Source organism: Neobacillus sp. NPDC058068 (assembly GCF_042885335.1).
In the GTDB taxonomy this organism is placed as follows: Bacteria; Bacillota; Bacilli; order Bacillales; family Cytobacillaceae; genus Neobacillus.
Genome location: NZ_JBHVSI010000011.1, coordinates 101,487 through 119,273, shown reverse-complemented (window position 1 = coordinate 119,273; position 17,787 = coordinate 101,487). Strand labels below are relative to the sequence as shown.

At 40.2% G+C, this 17,787-nt stretch carries 15 protein-coding genes; 11 read left to right on the top strand and 4 right to left on the bottom strand.

Translation table 11 applies throughout. From position 1 onward, the window contains the following. The first annotated feature begins 135 nt into the window (after positions 1–135). From ACFVSW_RS14525 to ACFVSW_RS14475, 11 genes are all read left to right on the top strand, one after another. Positions 136–3,324: a DEAD/DEAH box helicase gene (locus tag ACFVSW_RS14525; protein ID WP_387317219.1), complete on the top strand. Its 3,189-nt coding sequence runs from the start codon at positions 136–138 to the stop codon at positions 3,322–3,324. A 70-nt stretch (positions 3,325–3,394) separates the two neighbouring features. Beyond that, positions 3,395–3,721 carry a YnfA family protein gene (locus tag ACFVSW_RS14520; protein ID WP_387317216.1) on the top strand — a complete coding sequence of 109 codons (327 nt, stop codon included), beginning with the start codon at positions 3,395–3,397 and terminating at the stop codon, positions 3,719–3,721. Between the two features lie 89 nt (positions 3,722–3,810). Continuing rightward, the gene (locus tag ACFVSW_RS14515) at positions 3,811–4,017 is read left to right on the top strand and encodes a hypothetical protein (protein WP_387317214.1); all 207 of its coding nucleotides are present in this window, start codon (positions 3,811–3,813) and stop codon (positions 4,015–4,017) included. 586 nt (positions 4,018–4,603) lie between these two features. Further along, entirely contained in the window at positions 4,604–5,344 is a 741-nt protein-coding gene (locus ACFVSW_RS14510; RefSeq protein ID WP_387317212.1) for a GntR family transcriptional regulator, read from the top strand. A gap of 444 nt (positions 5,345–5,788) precedes the next feature. Next, complete coding sequence (deoD, locus tag ACFVSW_RS14505; protein WP_387317210.1) at positions 5,789–6,508, top strand: purine-nucleoside phosphorylase; 720 nt, start codon at positions 5,789–5,791, stop codon at positions 6,506–6,508. A 112-nt stretch (positions 6,509–6,620) separates the two neighbouring features. Next, on the top strand, positions 6,621–7,979 hold the full coding sequence (locus ACFVSW_RS14500) for an MFS transporter (RefSeq protein WP_387317414.1): 1,359 nt from the start codon (positions 6,621–6,623) through the stop codon (positions 7,977–7,979). A gap of 216 nt (positions 7,980–8,195) precedes the next feature. Then, positions 8,196–8,663 carry a GNAT family N-acetyltransferase gene (locus ACFVSW_RS14495; RefSeq protein ID WP_387317207.1) on the top strand — a complete coding sequence of 156 codons (468 nt, stop codon included), beginning with the start codon at positions 8,196–8,198 and terminating at the stop codon, positions 8,661–8,663. A gap of 159 nt (positions 8,664–8,822) precedes the next feature. Further along, positions 8,823–9,440, top strand: a complete 618-nt coding sequence (locus tag ACFVSW_RS14490) for a LysE/ArgO family amino acid transporter (RefSeq protein WP_387317205.1) — start codon at positions 8,823–8,825, stop codon at positions 9,438–9,440. Positions 9,441–9,487: 47 nt separating this feature from the next. Next, complete coding sequence (locus ACFVSW_RS14485; RefSeq protein WP_387317411.1) at positions 9,488–10,234, top strand: GNAT family N-acetyltransferase; 747 nt, start codon at positions 9,488–9,490, stop codon at positions 10,232–10,234. A 256-nt stretch (positions 10,235–10,490) separates the two neighbouring features. Beyond that, entirely contained in the window at positions 10,491–11,528 is a 1,038-nt protein-coding gene (locus tag ACFVSW_RS14480) for an alpha/beta fold hydrolase (protein ID WP_387317202.1), read from the top strand. 63 nt (positions 11,529–11,591) lie between these two features. Next, positions 11,592–12,182 carry a TetR/AcrR family transcriptional regulator gene (locus ACFVSW_RS14475; RefSeq protein WP_387317199.1) on the top strand — a complete coding sequence of 197 codons (591 nt, stop codon included), beginning with the start codon at positions 11,592–11,594 and terminating at the stop codon, positions 12,180–12,182. A gap of 232 nt (positions 12,183–12,414) precedes the next feature. Here the strand turns inward: ACFVSW_RS14475 and ade are convergent, their stop codons facing one another. The 4 genes from ade to ACFVSW_RS14455 are packed head-to-tail and all read right to left on the bottom strand — an operon-like array spanning position 12,415 to position 17,746. Beyond that, positions 12,415–14,157, bottom strand: coding sequence for an adenine deaminase (gene ade, locus ACFVSW_RS14470; protein ID WP_387317408.1), 1,743 nt, complete (start codon positions 14,155–14,157; stop codon positions 12,415–12,417). A 45-nt stretch (positions 14,158–14,202) separates the two neighbouring features. Continuing rightward, complete coding sequence (locus tag ACFVSW_RS14465; RefSeq protein WP_387317197.1) at positions 14,203–14,562, bottom strand: hypothetical protein; 360 nt, start codon at positions 14,560–14,562, stop codon at positions 14,203–14,205. A gap of 6 nt (positions 14,563–14,568) precedes the next feature. Continuing rightward, positions 14,569–16,875, bottom strand: coding sequence for a xanthine dehydrogenase family protein molybdopterin-binding subunit (locus ACFVSW_RS14460; protein ID WP_387317194.1), 2,307 nt, complete (start codon positions 16,873–16,875; stop codon positions 14,569–14,571). Beyond that, complete coding sequence (locus ACFVSW_RS14455; protein WP_387317192.1) at positions 16,862–17,746, bottom strand: FAD binding domain-containing protein; 885 nt, start codon at positions 17,744–17,746, stop codon at positions 16,862–16,864. The genes ACFVSW_RS14460 and ACFVSW_RS14455 overlap by 14 nt, the downstream gene beginning before the upstream one ends. Positions 17,747–17,787 lie beyond the last annotated feature (41 nt).

Below are 17,787 nucleotides of genomic sequence, written 5' to 3'. Positions count from 1 at the left end.
CTCGAACTTGAAGATTGGGCCTGCCACTGATGTGTTACGTTTTAACTCACGGGGGAGAGCATCCTTTTCGCGTGCTTCAGGCTTATGGTACAATCAGGATATTAACTAATAATCCTTAAGGAAGGAGCAAGCCGCGTGAACATTAGATTAAATCATAAAGTCATTCAAGAAATGTGTGGCATGGTCTCCTTCAAACGAGGAGATTATTTTTATCGTTCGGATAAAGTAACTTTTGAACACTATCAGCCTAATCGTTGTCAAGCAACCGTTATTGGGGAGGAAAAGTTTCATGTAACAGTTGAAACGGATGCCCATGGAGATATCCTAACCGAATGCAGCTGTCCGAAGCTCGCATCCTTTGCTAAGGATTGTCAGCATATTGCAGCTGTTTTAATAGCGATTTACGACCACCAGCGTCAAGGAACCATCCCTTCCACGGCAGCTAATCAGGGACTTGCAGAAGGCTTAAGGACTCTTTTCACTGATCCGCCTGTCCGCTCAAGCGGTCACCAGCTTCATTTTGAAAAAAGAACAGTGCTTGATGTCGAAATTACCTGTAAACCAGTTGAAATCGGAAACGGCCGATACATATTCGGGATAGAAATCAAGCTAGGGTCAACGAAAGTGGGAAATATCCGCGATTTTTTGGAGCAAGTTCGAGAAGGAAAACGCTGCTTACTTTCCACTTCATTCACGTACGACCCCAGTCTACATTGTTTTCAAAATGAAACAGATGCGGTTATTCAGCAGCTCATCCACCTGATTCGTGATGAAAGGGTGTATGGTAACGCTGAGTCAGAGATGGAAAACCATCAGACACTCCATATTCCGCCAACTACATGGGAACGGCTGCTGCCTTTACTGCTTAAAGCACCGCAAGTGGATCTGGAATATAATGGACGAACCTTTGCGGGAATGCACGTAACAGATGAATCGCTGCCATTACAGTTTGATTTTAGAGAAGCGGAAGGAATGGGCTATCAACTGAAGGTGAACGGCTTTCATCAGATGATTGTCCTTGAGGCCTATCGGACTGTTTTATTTGAAGGGAAAATTAAGCAGCTGGAAACTCAAGACTGTAAACGGCTTTCAGACCTGAAACAGATGCTCGCTGCTTCCGGAACCGATCAAATTCCGATACCCCAGGAGCAACTCCATTTTTTCCTGGAAAAAGTGGCCCAGGGATTAAAAAAGTTAGGCAAGGTAACCATAGCTGAAAGCTTAACCAGTCAATGGATGAAGACGCCGTTGTCCGCCAAACTCTACCTTGACCGTGTCAAGAATCGTCTCTTAGCTGGGCATGAGTTTCACTACGAAAATATCGTTCTTAACCCATTGGAAAACAGGGAACTCCCTGCAGGCACGATGATGGTTAGGGATGTGGACAAGGAAGAAGAGATCTTAAAGCTAATCGAGGATAGCTCGTTTGCCAAAACAGACGGCGGCTATTATTTACATAATGAAGAACTCGAGTATGAGTTTTTGTACTATATTGTTCCGAAGCTCCAAAAGCTGGTTCAAATTTATGCAACGACGGCCGTAAGAAATCGAATTTTTAGAGAAAATGCTCGTCCACAGATAAGGGTGAGGGTCAAAAAGGAACGGACCAATTGGCTTGAATTCAAATTTGAAATGGACGGTATTCCGGAAAAACAGATACGCGAGATATTAGAGGCTTTAGAGGAAAAGCGGAAATATTATCGTTTGCCAAACGGCACGCTGCTTTCGCTCCAGACAAGAGAATTGGAAGAAATTCAGCGTTTTCTTCAGTCGCCGCATGTAGAAAATAAAGATATCGCAGGCGGTTTAGATTTACCGATTGAAAGGAGTCTTCAACTACTTGATTCAGTTGATGTAAGCGATGCCTTCAAGCTGGAGGAATCCTTCCGGCAGCTGCTTGATCACCTCTACCATCCCGGCCGCTTGGAGTTCGAGGTGCCAACCAGCTTGGACCCGATACTCAAAAGTTATCAAAAGCTTGGGTATAAATGGATGAAAACCCTTGCCTACTATGGATTTGGCGGGATATTAGCCGATGATATGGGACTCGGAAAAACAATCCAAAGCATCGCGTTTGTCGTGTCAGTGCTTCCCGATATTCGCAAAAATAAGCAGCCAGTCCTCGTTGTTTGCCCATCATCCGTGACGTATAACTGGCTGAATGAAATCAAGAAATTTGCAGGTCCTGAGATACAAGCGGTTGTTATCGATGGGAATAAGGCTGAGCGGTCCAAACTGTTGAAGGAAGTAAAAGATTTTGATGTGCTGATCACCTCCTACCCGTTATTACGCCGGGAAATCACTTGGTTTGAGAAACAATCGTTTCATACGGTGTTTTTTGATGAGGCCCAAGCATTTAAAAATCCTTTGACGCAAACGGCACGGGCGGCGAAGAAGCTCCAGTCTGTTCACCGTTTCGCGCTTACGGGTACACCGGTGGAGAATTCATCAGAGGAGCTGTGGTCGATTTTTCACGTCGTCTTTCCGGAACTGTTCCGCGGCTTAAAGGAATATAGTAAGCTTTCAAGGAAAAACATTGCCCGAAGAATCCGGCCCTTTTTACTTCGCAGGATAAAGGAGGATGTGCTTGCAGAACTTCCTGAAAAAATTGAGTCGCAGGAATCAGTGGAGCTGTTTCCTGAACAAAAGAAGCTGTATGCAGCATATTTGGCGAAATTGAGGCATGATACGTTGAAGCACCTCGATAAAGATACGATTCGGAAAAATCGCATCAAAATTTTAGCTGGTTTGACCCGGCTGCGGCAGATTTGCTGCCACCCCAGCTTGTTTGTCGACGGTTATAAAGGAAGTTCAGCGAAATTTGAACAGCTCTTGCAGATTGTCGAAGAATCAAAGCAATCTAGTAGAAGGGTGTTAATTTTTTCCCAGTTCACGAAAATGCTTGAGCTTATTGGCAGGGCGTTAACGGCGAAAGGACTGCCCTTCTTTTACCTTGATGGAACAACTCCCGCAGAAGAACGGGTGCAAATCTGCGAACGATTTAATCAGGGTGAGCGCGATTTATTCCTGATTTCTTTGAAGGCTGGAGGAACGGGCCTGAACCTGATGAGTGCGGATACCGTAATTTTATATGATACTTGGTGGAATCCAGCAGTCGAAGAACAAGCAGCCGACCGTGCTCACCGAATGGGACAGAAAAACGTGGTTCAGGTCATCAAGCTTGTTGCCCGAGGGACCATCGAAGAAAAAATGAATGAACTGCAAGACAAGAAGCGCCATCTCATCGAAGAAATCATCGATTCTGAGGAAAAAATAAATTCTACTCTTAGCGAGGAAGATATTCGGGAAATTTTGATGATTTGAGAATGAGTAGGGTAAGCCCCCTATAAACGCATTACGAGGCATAAATCTTTGGGTGAGGAGAGTGGAATAAATGGTTTATTCAATTATATTATTTATTTTTGCAGGATTAGCGGAAATTGGCGGCGGTTACCTAGTTTGGTTGTGGCTGCGGGAAGATAAATCATTTTGGTATGGAATAATCGGCAGCATCATCCTCATTCTGTATGGTATCATCCCTACCCTTCAAAAATTCCCAAGCTTTGGCAGAGTATATGCTGCCTATGGGGGCGTCTTTATTATTCTTGCTGTATTGTGGGGATGGGCCGTTGATAAAAAGGCCCCTGATACATACGATTGGATTGGTGCATTTATTTGTTTAATTGGCGTCTCAGTCATGCTGTGGGCGCCACGACATTGATTTCTTTCATTGAATTGTATTTTAATAGTAAGTAAATATGTTTATCTCTGATGGGTTTTATTTTTTTAACTTGAAGGGGGAGCTCGGGATTGAATAAAAATAAAATAAATGTGTTGGCCGCAATAATGGTAACCATCATAATCTTAACAGTTGGAGTTGTTAGGTTCACTCAAATAAAAAGTAATTATCAAGCGAACAAACTTATATTAGAATCGTGCGTAGATAATGGAGGAACCGCTGTGGTCGGGCAAAAGCATTTCTGGTCTCTTACATCAGCTGCATGTGAAGAAAATTAACCTAAATTTAGACCTTAAATCCAAGGTTTTTTATTTCAGGTAACAAGTGTTTTAGAAAAAACGAGTAATTATGTGAAGAATGGCTTGGAGAATTACTCCGAGCTATTTATTATGCGAAAAATACTGGGAATCCCTTCGCAATATCGACATAGGGAAAAACAAACACTTCCCTGCAAGTACTTGCTCCACCTTCGCCAAATACCCTGATAGCCACGCATGCTATCCCCTCTAGTAGTTACTATAACTCCAAATTATTAATAAAATATGAATTAGATATTACTTATTCGTTAAATTGAAAGTTATCTTTTTAAAACTTTTCTTAATGCTCATTCGTTAAACAAGCTTAGGTGGGATGAAAATGTTGATACGAATCCATAGTATGTAGCCATCTAATTAAATCAGTTAAATAGTGTTGGAATATTATACATATTACGAGAAAGTAGTCCCAGTTACTTCTATTCCTTTTTTCTTGGACTTTTCCATTCGAGAGTTTAAGGTATAATGATGTTAAAATATATTCAATGTTGGTTATAACGACTTAGTTATAGATGCCATGTTTGAAAACAAAAAATAGGTGTGAGAAAGCATGAATTTCAATCAAGAGGATTTGACTAAATCAAAAAAGCCATTATACATTATTGTTTACGATAAGCTGTTTAAGCTGATTATGGAGGGGACATTTCCACCAGATAGCAGACTGCCTACGGAACCTGAACTTGCTAAAAAGTTGGGGGTAAGCAGAATGACACTGAGACAGGCTTTGGCTCTTTTGCAAGATGATGGCTTGGTCCGAAATGTCCATGGGAAAGGGAATTTTATTACAAAGTCCCATCAAAACCATCAGACAGTAGGCCTCGAGAAAGTTGGAAATCCGCTTTATAAATGCCATTCGGAAAAAATTGATGAAGTCGATCTGAATTTCAGGATTGATTTAGTCAGCGACTATGCAGAGGAAGTATTAAGGAAAAAGATGGCTGCAGTTGTTGCATGTGAACGCTGGTATAAAAGTGGAGAAAAAGTGGTGGCCTATGCCCTTACAATGATGGCAGTCGAAACCGTGACAGAATTAAATCTAGATTTGCAAAATGATAAGCAATTATTAGCCATGCTTGAAGAGAAAGTATATGAACTTGCTAATTCGTCAACCATTGAAATCAAACGTTCAATTGCCGTGAATAAAACATTCCAGAAATATCAACTTTTTAAGGGCGAGGAATGTGATTTGATTCTGGAAAGCGTCTATATTAGCGACCAATATCCCGTTGTTTATAACAAATACTATATACCAAAAGAGTTTAGTAAAATTAGAATTAATGCAGCCAAATAATCCTTTCACCGACTAGCAAAGCAGTGTCATTTCTTTATGAAATGCACTGTTTTTTTTTTGATTAGGCTGTGTTAAAGCACATTGTTGATTTTGAGCGCAATGTTGATTGGAGTAGAAGGCGCGAGACTCCTGCGGGAGCAGCGGGACAGGTGAGACCCCGCAGGCGCTTTAGCGCCGAGGAGGCTCACCGCCCGCCCCGCGGAAAGCGAAGCGCCTGGAACGGAAATCAACATTCACTTTTAACACAGCTTTTGATTAAAAAAGCAAAAACTATCGTTAAAAATAATTGTTGCTTACAGAATAATTGTATGTTATTCTTTGGTTGTAAAAATAATAGACAACTATTTATACAACTATACAACGTTGTTTAATCAAAGCGTCATCCAATGCATTATTTGAAAGCGGAAACAAGATCACTTATTTAATCAAAAGGAGAGAATCATCATGAGTACAACTGAATTAAAAGAAACACCTCATATCAAACCAAATGGTGTCGAAATTGCCGAAACAATCCTTTTACCGGGAGATCCTTTGCGGGCAAAATTTATTGCAGAAACCTATTTGGAAGATGTTGTCCAGTTTAATGATGTTCGTAATATGTTTGGCTACACTGGCACATTCAAAGGAAAAAGAATTTCCGTTATGGGAACGGGCATGGGCACACCGAGCATGAGTTTGTATTCATGGGAACTTATCCATATATTTGGCGTGAAAAATTTGATTCGGATTGGGTCATGTGGAGCGATTCAGGATCAATTGAACTTGTATGATATCGTCTTTGCCATGGGTGCCTCAACTGATTCTAACTATGTACAGCAATACAATCTTCCAGGACAGTATTCGAATATTGCTTCTTTTTCACTATTAGAAAAAGCGAAGAAAGTGGCGGACGAAAAAGGTCTTCCTGTTCATGTTGGAAATGTGCTTTCTAGTGATTTCTTTTATAATGCCGATCAAACAGCATTGGAAAAATGGAGTAAGATGGGCATTTTATGTGCCGAAATGGAAACAGCCGGACTTTATATGAATGCTGCCCATGCCGGAGTAAATGCATTGACCATTCTAACCGTAAGTGATCATATTTTTAGACATGAACAAACAACAACGGAAGAAAGACAAACTGCGTTTACAAATATGATGGAAATTGCCTTGGAGCTTGCTTAGGTAAATCACATCTTTGTATGGAAAAGGGGCGGAGCGGCGGGAAGCCTGGCTCTGCTCACATCATAGAACTGTGGCAATGGAGAGGGGAAGTGTAGCAGTGGCTACCTTTAGTATGAATAAGGCAGAAGCACAAGACGTTACGATAAAAAAGGCTGTCCCGGTTTTATTATTATTGTTTGTGTTGTGCTTGGTAATCGACAATTCATTTAAAATTATTTCTGTAGATATGGCCAAAGACTTTGGCATTTCTGCGACAACAGTTAGCTGGCAATCCACTTTGGCTGGTCTTGTCATTGGCATTGGAGCCGTCGTCTATGCCGCTTTGGCTGACTCCATCAGTATTAGAAGACTATTGAGCATTGGTATCATCTTAATTTGTGCCGGTTCAGTAATGGGCTATCTGTTTCAACATTCATTTACGCTTGTGGTTATCGCACGTATCATTCAAACAGCTGGGCTAGCTGCAGCCGAAACATTATACGTAATTTATGTTACGAAACATTTACCGCAAAATGAACAAAAGAAATTTTTGGGATTCAGTACGAGCAGTTACGCCCTATCACTTGTTATTGGTTCATTGGCAGGTGGGTTTGTATCGACGTATTTACATTGGACAAGTCTATTTTTAGTAGCCCTTATCACCATCGTTCTTCTTCCTTTTATCTTAAAATATCTTCCGAAGGAAAACGGAAAGGGCGGCTATGTTGATGTTATTGGCTTGTTCCTTGTTGGTGTCATCGCCGCATTTCTAATGTTGTATATTTCAAACTTCAACTGGATTTATTTACTCGTTTTTATTGTGGCAATATTGCTATTCCTTGCTTATATCAGCAAGAATTCAAAGTCATTTATAGATATTTCCTTCTTTAAAAATAAGCGTTTTGTATCAATTCTTGCTGTAGCTTTTGTCATTTACTCAGTTCAATTAGCGTATATTTTCCTGTTTCCATTTTTGCTTGAAAACATTTATGGCTTGAAACTGGATACGATTTCGTTATTATTGATTCCTGCCTATGTTTTATCCGCAACTGTTGGAGCACTTTCCGGAAAAATTGCTCAATTTCTTGGAAGTAAGCAATCTATTATTGTAGCCATGGCTGGCATTACTGTTAGTGTATTATTAGGTGGCTTTTTTGTCCAAAGCTCGGTGGTTGTGTTTGTAATTTCAATGATTTTATTCTCCAGTTCCTTTGCACTTATGTATGCACCAATGATAGATTCATGCGTAAGCACGATTGCGAAGGAAAATTCCGGTACTGCGGTTGGATTTTATAATCTCGTTTTGAATGTTGCTGCATCGATAGGGATTGCCTATACAGCTGCGATGATGGATTCACCTTCTATGAAAAACAGTCTATTAGGATATATCCATCTTGCAAATGCATCCTTATATAGCAATATCCTATTAATTCTATCATTAATCTCGGCTTTTAGTTTAGTTGTTTATTGGGGATTAGTTGGACGAAAGTAATACGATAATAACCTTATATGTTGTTATTCAATCAGAACTCTGAGACGAAAAGTCTAGGGTTCTTTTTTTGCCGGATAATCAAACAGTTGCTACTAGCCTTGAATGACTCTGACAAACATTTTTAAAAAGGCAGCATAAAGATAGTAGAAATATTATGATTTTTAAATAGAATCTATTACAATAAGAGCAAGTTTTTTCGTGGAAGGTGGAAAGAAGATGCAACTTTATTTTTACAATGAGAGATTCAGAAATGCGATTGACCAATATACATTAACGGCGGAACAACTTCGGTTTACTGGTACACCAGTTAACAGTGTAAAACTCTCTAATGAAGATTCAGATCGGGATTCAATCTTAGCTTTCGAGGGGGATGAACTGGTTACATTTTTCGTTCTCCACAGAAATGAGGGAATAAAGCCGTATTCAAATAATCATAACGCTATTTTGGTAAGGGCTTTTTCAACAGATTTTCGTCATCAAGGTAAAGGGTATGCCCACCAAGCATTAATGTTATTGCCCGATTTTGTTAAGGAGCATTATCGAGAAATAAATGAAATTGTATTAGCTGTTAACCTTCAAAATGATGCAGCACAAAGCTTATATCAAAAATGTGGATATGTCGATGAGGGTGAACGAAGGATGGGGGGAAAAGGTGAGCTTATCATAATGAGTTACCATTTATAAACTTTGCTTAAGACTTGCTAAAGCATAGCATGGGTACCGAATTTTCAGCAGAGACAAATAAGAATAGTTCAAAAACCATCCATTTGGCTGGAGACATTTCGAACAATTCTACTTACAATACGATTAGATACATATAACGCTAGATAGGGAGATTTGTTGATGTTAGCTTCATTTATTCATGGATTTATTCTTGCTCTTGGGCTCATTCTTCCGCTTGGGGTTCAAAATGTTTTTGTTTTTAATCAAGGGGCATTACAACCGCGTTTTATAAAAGCATTACCCGTTGTGATTACCGCTTCATTGTGTGACACCCTATTGATCTTGGTGGCTGTTTTAGGGGTTTCCTTCATCATTCTTGGTTCCTTTTGGATTAAAACGATTTTGATTGTGGGCGGGTCCGTCTTTTTAATCTATATGGGCTGGCTCTCATGGAACAGCAAACCAAGTCAGGACAAGGAAGAAGTAGCAAAGAAATTCCCGTTTAAAAAGCAAGTGTTGTTTGCGGCGTCTGTTTCCTTACTGAATCCTCATGCGATCATGGATACGATCGGTGTCATTGGAACCAGTTCGTTAAAATACCAGGGAGAAGAAAAAGTCATATTTGCGGTTACCTGCATTTTGGTTTCATGGATTTGGTTTTTTGGGCTTGCCCTAGCTGGACGGATAAGCGGAAAACTGGATCAATCCGGGAGATTTATGTTGGTATTGAATAAACTATCAGCCTTAGTCATGTGGGGGGCAGCCATTTACCTTGTATTTTCTTTATTTAAGAATTAGGAATTTTTGTATATAGAAAAAGGAGGGGTCTTTTGGAAGATACTCAAATGGTTGAACTAAATACTGAAATCCTAGAAGGAATGGGCAGTTATTGCCTTCGAAGTAAAAAAAATTCGATTGGATATATAAATAAAAATAAGTGGCTTAATGATAGATTTGAAGAAGGCTTAAGATATGTACAATTGATAGAAAATAAAAAACAAGTGGGGTTTATTGAATACACGGAAGCTGAGTTTTCTTCCAGGGTAGTTCATGCCGATAATTATTTGGTAATCCATTGTCTCTGGGTAAGTGAAAATGGAAAAGGGTACGGTACAAAACTGATAAATAAATGTCTTCAAGATGCAAAAAAGCAATCTAAGCTAGGTATAGTAGTTGTGACAAATCCTGAAACTTCTTGGGCACCAAGTAAGGACATCTTCATCAAGAATAACTTTGATTTAGTTGACAGGGCAACTTATAACTTTGAGCTACTTGCATATCAATTTGATCATAATACGCCATTACCTTACTTTCCTAATAACTGGGATGAGAGAGTTGAAAAGTTCCATAACCTTACAATCATAAGGTCCTTTCAATGTCCGTATGTAGAAATCGCAACAGAAAATATAATTACTGGTGCAAATAAATTGGGTATTGAGGTTAAAATAATTGATTTAAAAAATAGAGAAGAATTAATGGAAATCTCTCCAACTCCTTACGGTATATTTTCCGTCATTTTTAAGGGACAACTTATCACTTTTCATAGATTAACCGTTCATTCGGTAATTAAGCGGTTAAAAGGGCTTATTTAAACGGCAAGGGGACAGAACCTTGTCCCTCTATTTATGAATGCATATGTGAAAACTAAATGAAAAGTAAGCTGAAAGAGTATCAATGAAAGGATACTTGTTTGAGTGATTTTTACCTAATAAAAGATTCTTGGCTATTTTGGGACAAGGAACCTGTAAACTGTACCCCAAAATTTATTATTGACAGTCAATTGGAAATACTTCATTATAAAAATGAGTGAGTTACTCACTCATCAACAAAGGAAGAGGGTATGTACACATGAGCAATACCAATATCCTGCGGGAAATCCTTTTACGAAAGCGTAACCAGAGTAAGAATACTAAGCTACTTCAGATCAATACACCGAACAGCATCGTCGAAAGCTGTTATGTGAAAATTGGCGGCATTGACCAATGGATCACCATACGCGGTGAGAATCGGAACAACCCTATTTTATTATTGATCCATGGGGGACCGGCTTCCACCTATACTATCTTCAGTCCATTATTACGCTCATGGGAAAAGCACTTCGTTGTCGTTCAATGGGATCAGCGCGGCGCAGGAAAGACATTCGGCAAGAATGGAAAAGACGGAAGCGGAACCATCACTTTTGATCGCCTTGCACAGGATGGAATAGAGGTAACCGAATACTTGACTGCAAAGCTCGGCCATCAAAAAGTCATTCTCATTGGAAGTTCTGCGGGCAGTCTGATTGGTGGCATAATGGCAAAGCATCGACCGGATCTTTATTATGCGTATGTAGGCACGGATCAGAATGCCCCGGATTTGCAAAATCTTTTGTATGAAATAACAATGAATGCTGTCCGCAAAGCAGGAAATACGAAGGGTGCTCAATTGCTTGAAAAAATGGGAGCGGATCAATCCCAGTGGAGTCGTAAGGACTTCGACAAGAGGAATCGAATTCTTGTGAAAGCTATTAATGATGTACCAAATATGATTACAGACTTAATTTTACCATCTATGCTTTCTTCTCCGGAACATAAAATACGTGATATGATGGATATTTTTAAAGGCATGAATTATTCCCTTGGCCATCTATTTGATGAATTAAAAAACTTTGATTTTAAAGAATTAGGGATGCGATTTGAGCTGCCAGTTTTTATTTTTCATGGAGAAAACGATATTATCACTCCAACTGAACTGGCAAAAGTTTATTACAACGAGATTGAAGCTCCTCATAAGGAATTTGTTCTAATCAAAAACGCTGGCCATTTGGCATGCTTTGCCCGTGCCCATCAGTTCCTTGAGGAGTTGATAACGAGAGTTCGTCCTTTAGCTTCCCCAACTCTCAACTAAAACTTCTCCAGAATAATGGTATAATGGACATAACATTTTAGAAAGATCTGGAGGTTGGAAAGATTGTCTCCAATAAACAAACAACAGCTTGATCAAATCCGCGACCAACGCAGGGGGCAAATAAAGCAGGCGGCACTTAAAGTGTTTGCCCGCCGTGGGTATACTGGAACGAAAACAAGCATCATTGCCGAGGAAGCAGGTATTAGCGAAGGACTTATTTACCGCTATTTCCATTCTAAAAAGGAGCTTTTCACAACGATTGTGCAAGAATTGATGGAGGAAGCTAGAAGGGAAATCAAGCATGTCCAATACTTGCCTGGAACACCCTTCGAACAAATTAGAAACTTAACAAAACATATGATGGATGAAAACAATATGTACGCATTTATGCTAATGGAACGAGCTCGCAAGGCGGAGGATGTCCCGGAAAAGGTCACTCAGATCTTTAAAGAGATTTCCACTAATGTTCTTCTTGATCCGCTGATTCCTATCTTCGTTAAAGGTCAGGAGATAGGCGAATTTTCACTGGGGGAATCACGAAGGATGTTGTCCTGGTATTTTACCATAATCAACAGTCTTCTCACTCAGGATGAGGTGGATGAAGAGTATGGTCTGCCAGATGTGGATGTGTTGATGCGTATTTTGGCAAAATAATATTTTTCAACCAAAAGAAACTTTTGATATTATTTTACACCTTGCTTCGGCAATTGGGTGATTGTGAATAACATGAGCAACGATAAATACCAAGTAGCAGGAGCCTGTTAAGGATCAACGGGCTCCAGGCACATTCATGAATCGGTAACTTATGTGAAGATTACGGCATTTGGATGATGATGATGATGAGTAGTCCTTTTTTTATAAACAGTTCAACTTTATTTCAAAATAACTAAAAAATTTCCTGTTTGTAATTCACGTCGATATGTTTGAACGTTTTTACGTCAAACAATCCTATATCTGTTAGCTTTAGTTCTGGGATAACGGGAAGAGCCAAAAACGATAAGGTTAAAAACGGATTGAATTCCATCGTACAGCCGATTTTCCTTAACGCCTTATTTAATTCCATTAACCTCTCATTTACGATTGATGATTGCTTATCAGACATTAGGCCAGCTATTGGCAGTGGGAGAGAAGCCAATATTTTCCCGTTTTGAACGACTGCCAATCCGCCATTCATTTGTGCGGTTACTGTTACGGCTTTTATGATATCATCATCTGTTGTTCCTGCTGCCACGACATTATGGGAATCATGAGCGACTGTTGAAGCTATTGCCCCGTTTTTTATCCCCAATCCATTTATGATTCCTACACCAATATTACCTGTGTTTTTATGTCTTTCTATTACTGCTAATTTCAAAAAGTCTTTTTCTGTGCTGCTTTGGAAAAAGCCATTCATAAAATCAACTTTTTCAATCAGATGTTTTGTCACAATGCTGTTTGGAATAATGCCAATAATGTTGGCCAAGCTATCATCGTAAAGCTTAATTTGTAAGTGCTCTCTTGTAATCAGATTAAGCCTCATGCTGTCAATAATTGAAGGAGAAGGAGAAGTTGTTGACTTTGTCCTTGTAGCCATTTCTCCATTTTTGGCCACGAGCTTCCCACTTTTAAATACCAAATCAATCTGAATATTTTTAAGATCATCAATAATTATAAAATCGGCTTCATATCCCGGAGCAATGGCCCCCTTATGTTTAAGGCCGAAGCATTCTGCTGCATTCAAAGTTGCCATTTGTATAGCGAGAAGAGGGTCTAAACCTTCTCTAATGGCCACCCGGACATTATGATCGATGCTGCCTTCACTGATGATGTCATCTAGATGTTTATCGTCGGTTACAAACATACAGCGGCGGGCATTTTTCTCATTAACAGCTTTTAAAAGGGCTGTTAAATCTCTTGCGGCCGAACCTTCCCGCAGCATGACGTACATTCCTTTACGCAGCCGGTCTAATGCTTCTTCAGAAGTAACGCATTCATGATCAGTTCGGATTCCTGCAGCCATATAAATGTTAATACCGTCTGAATCGATTCCTGCGGCATGCCCATCTATCCTTTTTCCTTTTAAAGAGGCAGACACAAGCTTGTTAAGCATTTTTTCTTCATTATGAAAAACAGCCGGGTAATCCATTACCTCCCCAAGACCGAGGACTCTTGGATGCGCATAAAACGATTCCAATTGTTCATAATTCAATACAGCTCCTGCGTTTTCAAAAGGTGTGGCAGGAACACAGGAGGGAAGCATAAAGAAAACATCTAGCGGAATTCCTTCAGAAGATTTGATCATATATTCTATACCCAGTGCTCCGCTGACATTTGCAATTTCATGAGGATCTGCAATGACAGACGTTACCCCCTTTGGGAGAACTACATTAGCAAATTCTGCAGGTGTCACCATTGCAGACTCAATATGAACATGCCCATCAATTAATCCAGGGGCAATGTATTTTCCTAAGACATCTATTGTTTCATAACCCTCATATCTGCCAATCCCGGCAAAATAGCCATCTGCAATGGCTAAATCCCCTTCCAAAATTTCATGAGTAAAAACATTAACGATTTTCCCGTTTTTTATAACAAGATCGGCAGGAGTTCTTTTAGCTGCCACATCAATTCTCTTTTTCAGCTGTTCCATTGTTTGCTTCAACAAGGACTCCTCCTTTTTTAAGAAATTGTGTCATTAATGCCCGCCCATAATAAAGTTAATGATGAAAGCAATACTGACGAAATACATAATCCATTGAATTTGATTTCTTTTTCCAGTAAGCAGCTTTAATACAGTATATGAGATAAAACCGAATGCTAAACCTTGAGCAACCTCCGGACCGATTTTTTTTATTAGCTTTTCGCACTTTTCTATCAAAATTTTGTTTAAAATTAACGAAATAGGGTCTTCAGTATAAAAATCTTCATCAGGCCATATTAGAGCTTTGGCGCCAATTAATTGCTTTTCAGGGTGGCTGGTAATAGTTAATAAGAATGTATTTTTTCGATCATTAAGTGCTTCAATGAGTTTTTCATACATACTCTCATTCATCATTTCGGGTCACTTTGCAGATTGGATATTTTCATTTTTTAAGGCTTTTAATGCATTAAAAACTCTTTCTGGTGTTGCAGGAAGATGCTTGATCCTTGCGCCTGTTGCATCATAAATAGCAGACATGATAGCTGGAATAATCGGGATCATTACAACTTCTCCAATACCCTTCGCACCAAATGGTCCTGAATGTTCAGCTTCCTCGACTGGAAATGTTTCAATTAGTGGAGTTTCTCGAATGGTAGGGATGATATAGTCTGTGAAGTTTCGTGTTTTATGATAGCCTTCTTCAATTAATACATCTTCGTACAATGTGTAGCCAATACCCATAACAGCTCCGCCTTCTGCCTGACCCTCTAGTCCCTGCGGATTTATCACCTTGCCTGCATCAGGAATAGATACAACTCGAAGAACGTCTGTTTCACCTGTTAATGTATCAACCTCTACCATTACAACATGTGTCAGATAGCCGTATATATGATGAGGTGCTCCGCCTGAACCTTCAATTTCTTTCTTTTCTTTTGGAAGGGAGAAGTGACCTTCAACTCGAGTTTGTTTCCTTTTTTGATAGAGGTAATCAAATATAGACTTATATGTTAGACATGATTCGTTTGACGCTATACTATTAGGATTAACTTCTACTTTTGATACAGGAACCTCAAGCATTTCTGCGGCCGTTTCCGTAAGCAGTTTAAGCATATTTGGTGCTGCAGCAGCAACAGCTCTGCCTCCTGTATAGGTAGAACGGGATGCGGTCACAGTACCTCCATCAATCGTCTTGGACGTGTCGCCTTGAACCACTTTAATTTGGCTTATATCACATTTAAGGATTTCAGCCGCTATTTGCGCATAGACTGTGCCATTTCCTCCGCCGATTTCTTCACAGCCCACTGCAACAAGGAATTTTCCGTCAGGCAAAAGTTCAATGGCTGCTGCGCCATAATCAGGCAATCCTATTCCCATGCCAATTCCATGAAAGGAGGTAGCGAGGGCGACTCCTCTTTTTTTCCAAGGTTCACTGACATCAGCTTTGTATTTTTCCCTGTTTTTCCATAGATCACAATTTTCTGCGGTCTCAAGGGTTTTAAAAGTACCTACGCTCGTTTTTACGATATGCCCTACGCTTGAAGTTTCTCCTTGGTGGTAGACGTTTTTCTTGCGAATTTCGATAGGGTCCATACAGAGCATCTCTGCAATCATATCTAAATGAGTTTCAATGCCCATACAGACTTGATTGACTCCAAATCCTCTAAAAGCTCCTGCTATCCCATTATTCGTAAATACACAAAACCCTTCCAGGTTTACATTTGGTATTTTATAAGGACCGCATGAATGTTCAATTGCAAGTGCAATAACGGCTCCGCCAAGCGATGCATAAGCTCCTGTATCAGCAACAGCCCTAACTTCGTTTGCTAATAAAGTGCCGTCTTTTTTTGCAGCTGTTTTCATATGAACCTTGAAAGGATGCCGTTTTATCCCAGCAATGACCGATTCTTCACGGCTGTAATGAATTTTTACAGGACGGCCATTTGTATGCATAGCTAGAAGAGCGAGGTATATCTGGACTGTTATTTCATCCTTTCCGCCAAAAGCTCCTCCGATCGGACTGGAAATGACTCGGATCCGCTCAGGATTGTAAGCGAGCGCACGTGCGATTTGCATTCTGTCGCGATAGCCATATTGGCCAGGACAGCGAATGGTGATGGAGCCGTCCTCATCCATTACACCCCAGCCGCCCTCTGTTTCAATAAAAGCATGCATTTGGCGAGGGGAGTAAAAGGTGTTTTCAACGATAATATCTGCTTCCTGAAAGGCTTGATCAATCTCACCATTTTTGATTTTTACGTGGCTGTGGATATTTCCGTCAGGGTGGAGGTTAAGAGCTGCTGGTGACATTGCCTGTTCAGCATCTGAAATCACTTCGAGCAGTTCATAGTCAACTTCGATTAATTCAAGTGCCTGTTCTGCAATTTCCTGGGTTTCTGCCGCAACCAAAGCAATCGCATCAGCCGTACACCGGACGACTTTAGAGCATAGTACCGGCTGATCGGGAATTACGATGCCGAAGCCGTTAAATCCAGGGATGTCTTGATGCGTAAGCACAGTTACAACACCTGACAGTTGTTCAGCCTTTTTTGTATTTATTGATTTTATCTTAGCATGAGGGTATTTTGCGCGAAGAACTTTTCCCCACAGCATATTGTCGAACTGGTAATCGGTCATGTATTTTAATTCACCTGTCACCTTTTCGGGTCCATCAATTCGCTTGACTCTTTTTCCTACCCAATTTAAGGCTTCAATATTATTTTTCTCCATCGTTTTCCCACCTCCTTAAAAGTCGAAATAATCCGCGTTCGAGCAGAGAGCTTGCCATATCTCTTCGGTATGCGGCAGTTGCTCTTCCATCCGTTATCGGCATCACCTCTTTCCAGGCGATTTTTCCGATATTTTGAATCATTTCATCTGTCAAAGGCTGCTGTGTCAGTAATGCCTCACATTTTTTTGCCCTGATAATGGTGGGTGCTACTGCCCCAAAGGCAATTTTTCCGCCCAGGCATTTGCGATCCTTACCCATTAAAAGCGAAATAGCTACATTCACGATCGAAATAGATTGTGCTTTTCTTGGACCGAGCTTTTGAAAAATACCGATTTCATTTGCTTTTTGGGGTGGGATCATAATGTTTGTAATCATTTCTTTTTTCTTTAAAATGGTTTTTCCTGGGCCTATAAAGAATTCTTCGATTGGTACCAGTCGTACAGAAGTAATGGAGCGCAGCTCAATGACTGCACCGAGTACATAAAGTGCTGGGATGGTGTCCCCGGCAGGTGAAGCAGTCCCGATATTTCCCCCGATTGTTCCCATATTTTGCATTTGAGTTGCACCTACTTCACGGGCAGCCTCCACTAATACATCGGCTTTCTTTTGAAGTAGGGTGTGGCGAATGATATCAGTGTGTGTTGTTAATGGTCCAATGTGGATGGCTCCATCCTTTTCTGAAATGTAGCGCAATTCATGTAAACCTTTGATGTTTATCCAAACTTCTGGACGCCATTTTCCTTCCTTCATCCTTACTGCTGCGTCAGTCCCTCCCGCTATCAATCTATAGTCAATGGTTTTATCGGATAGCAGCTTTAAGCATTCTTGTAAAGAGACAGGGGAGACGAGATCAATTTCAGAGATTAGCATGGTGAACGGTCCTCCTATATTTGAGAATATTTTGCTAGTTT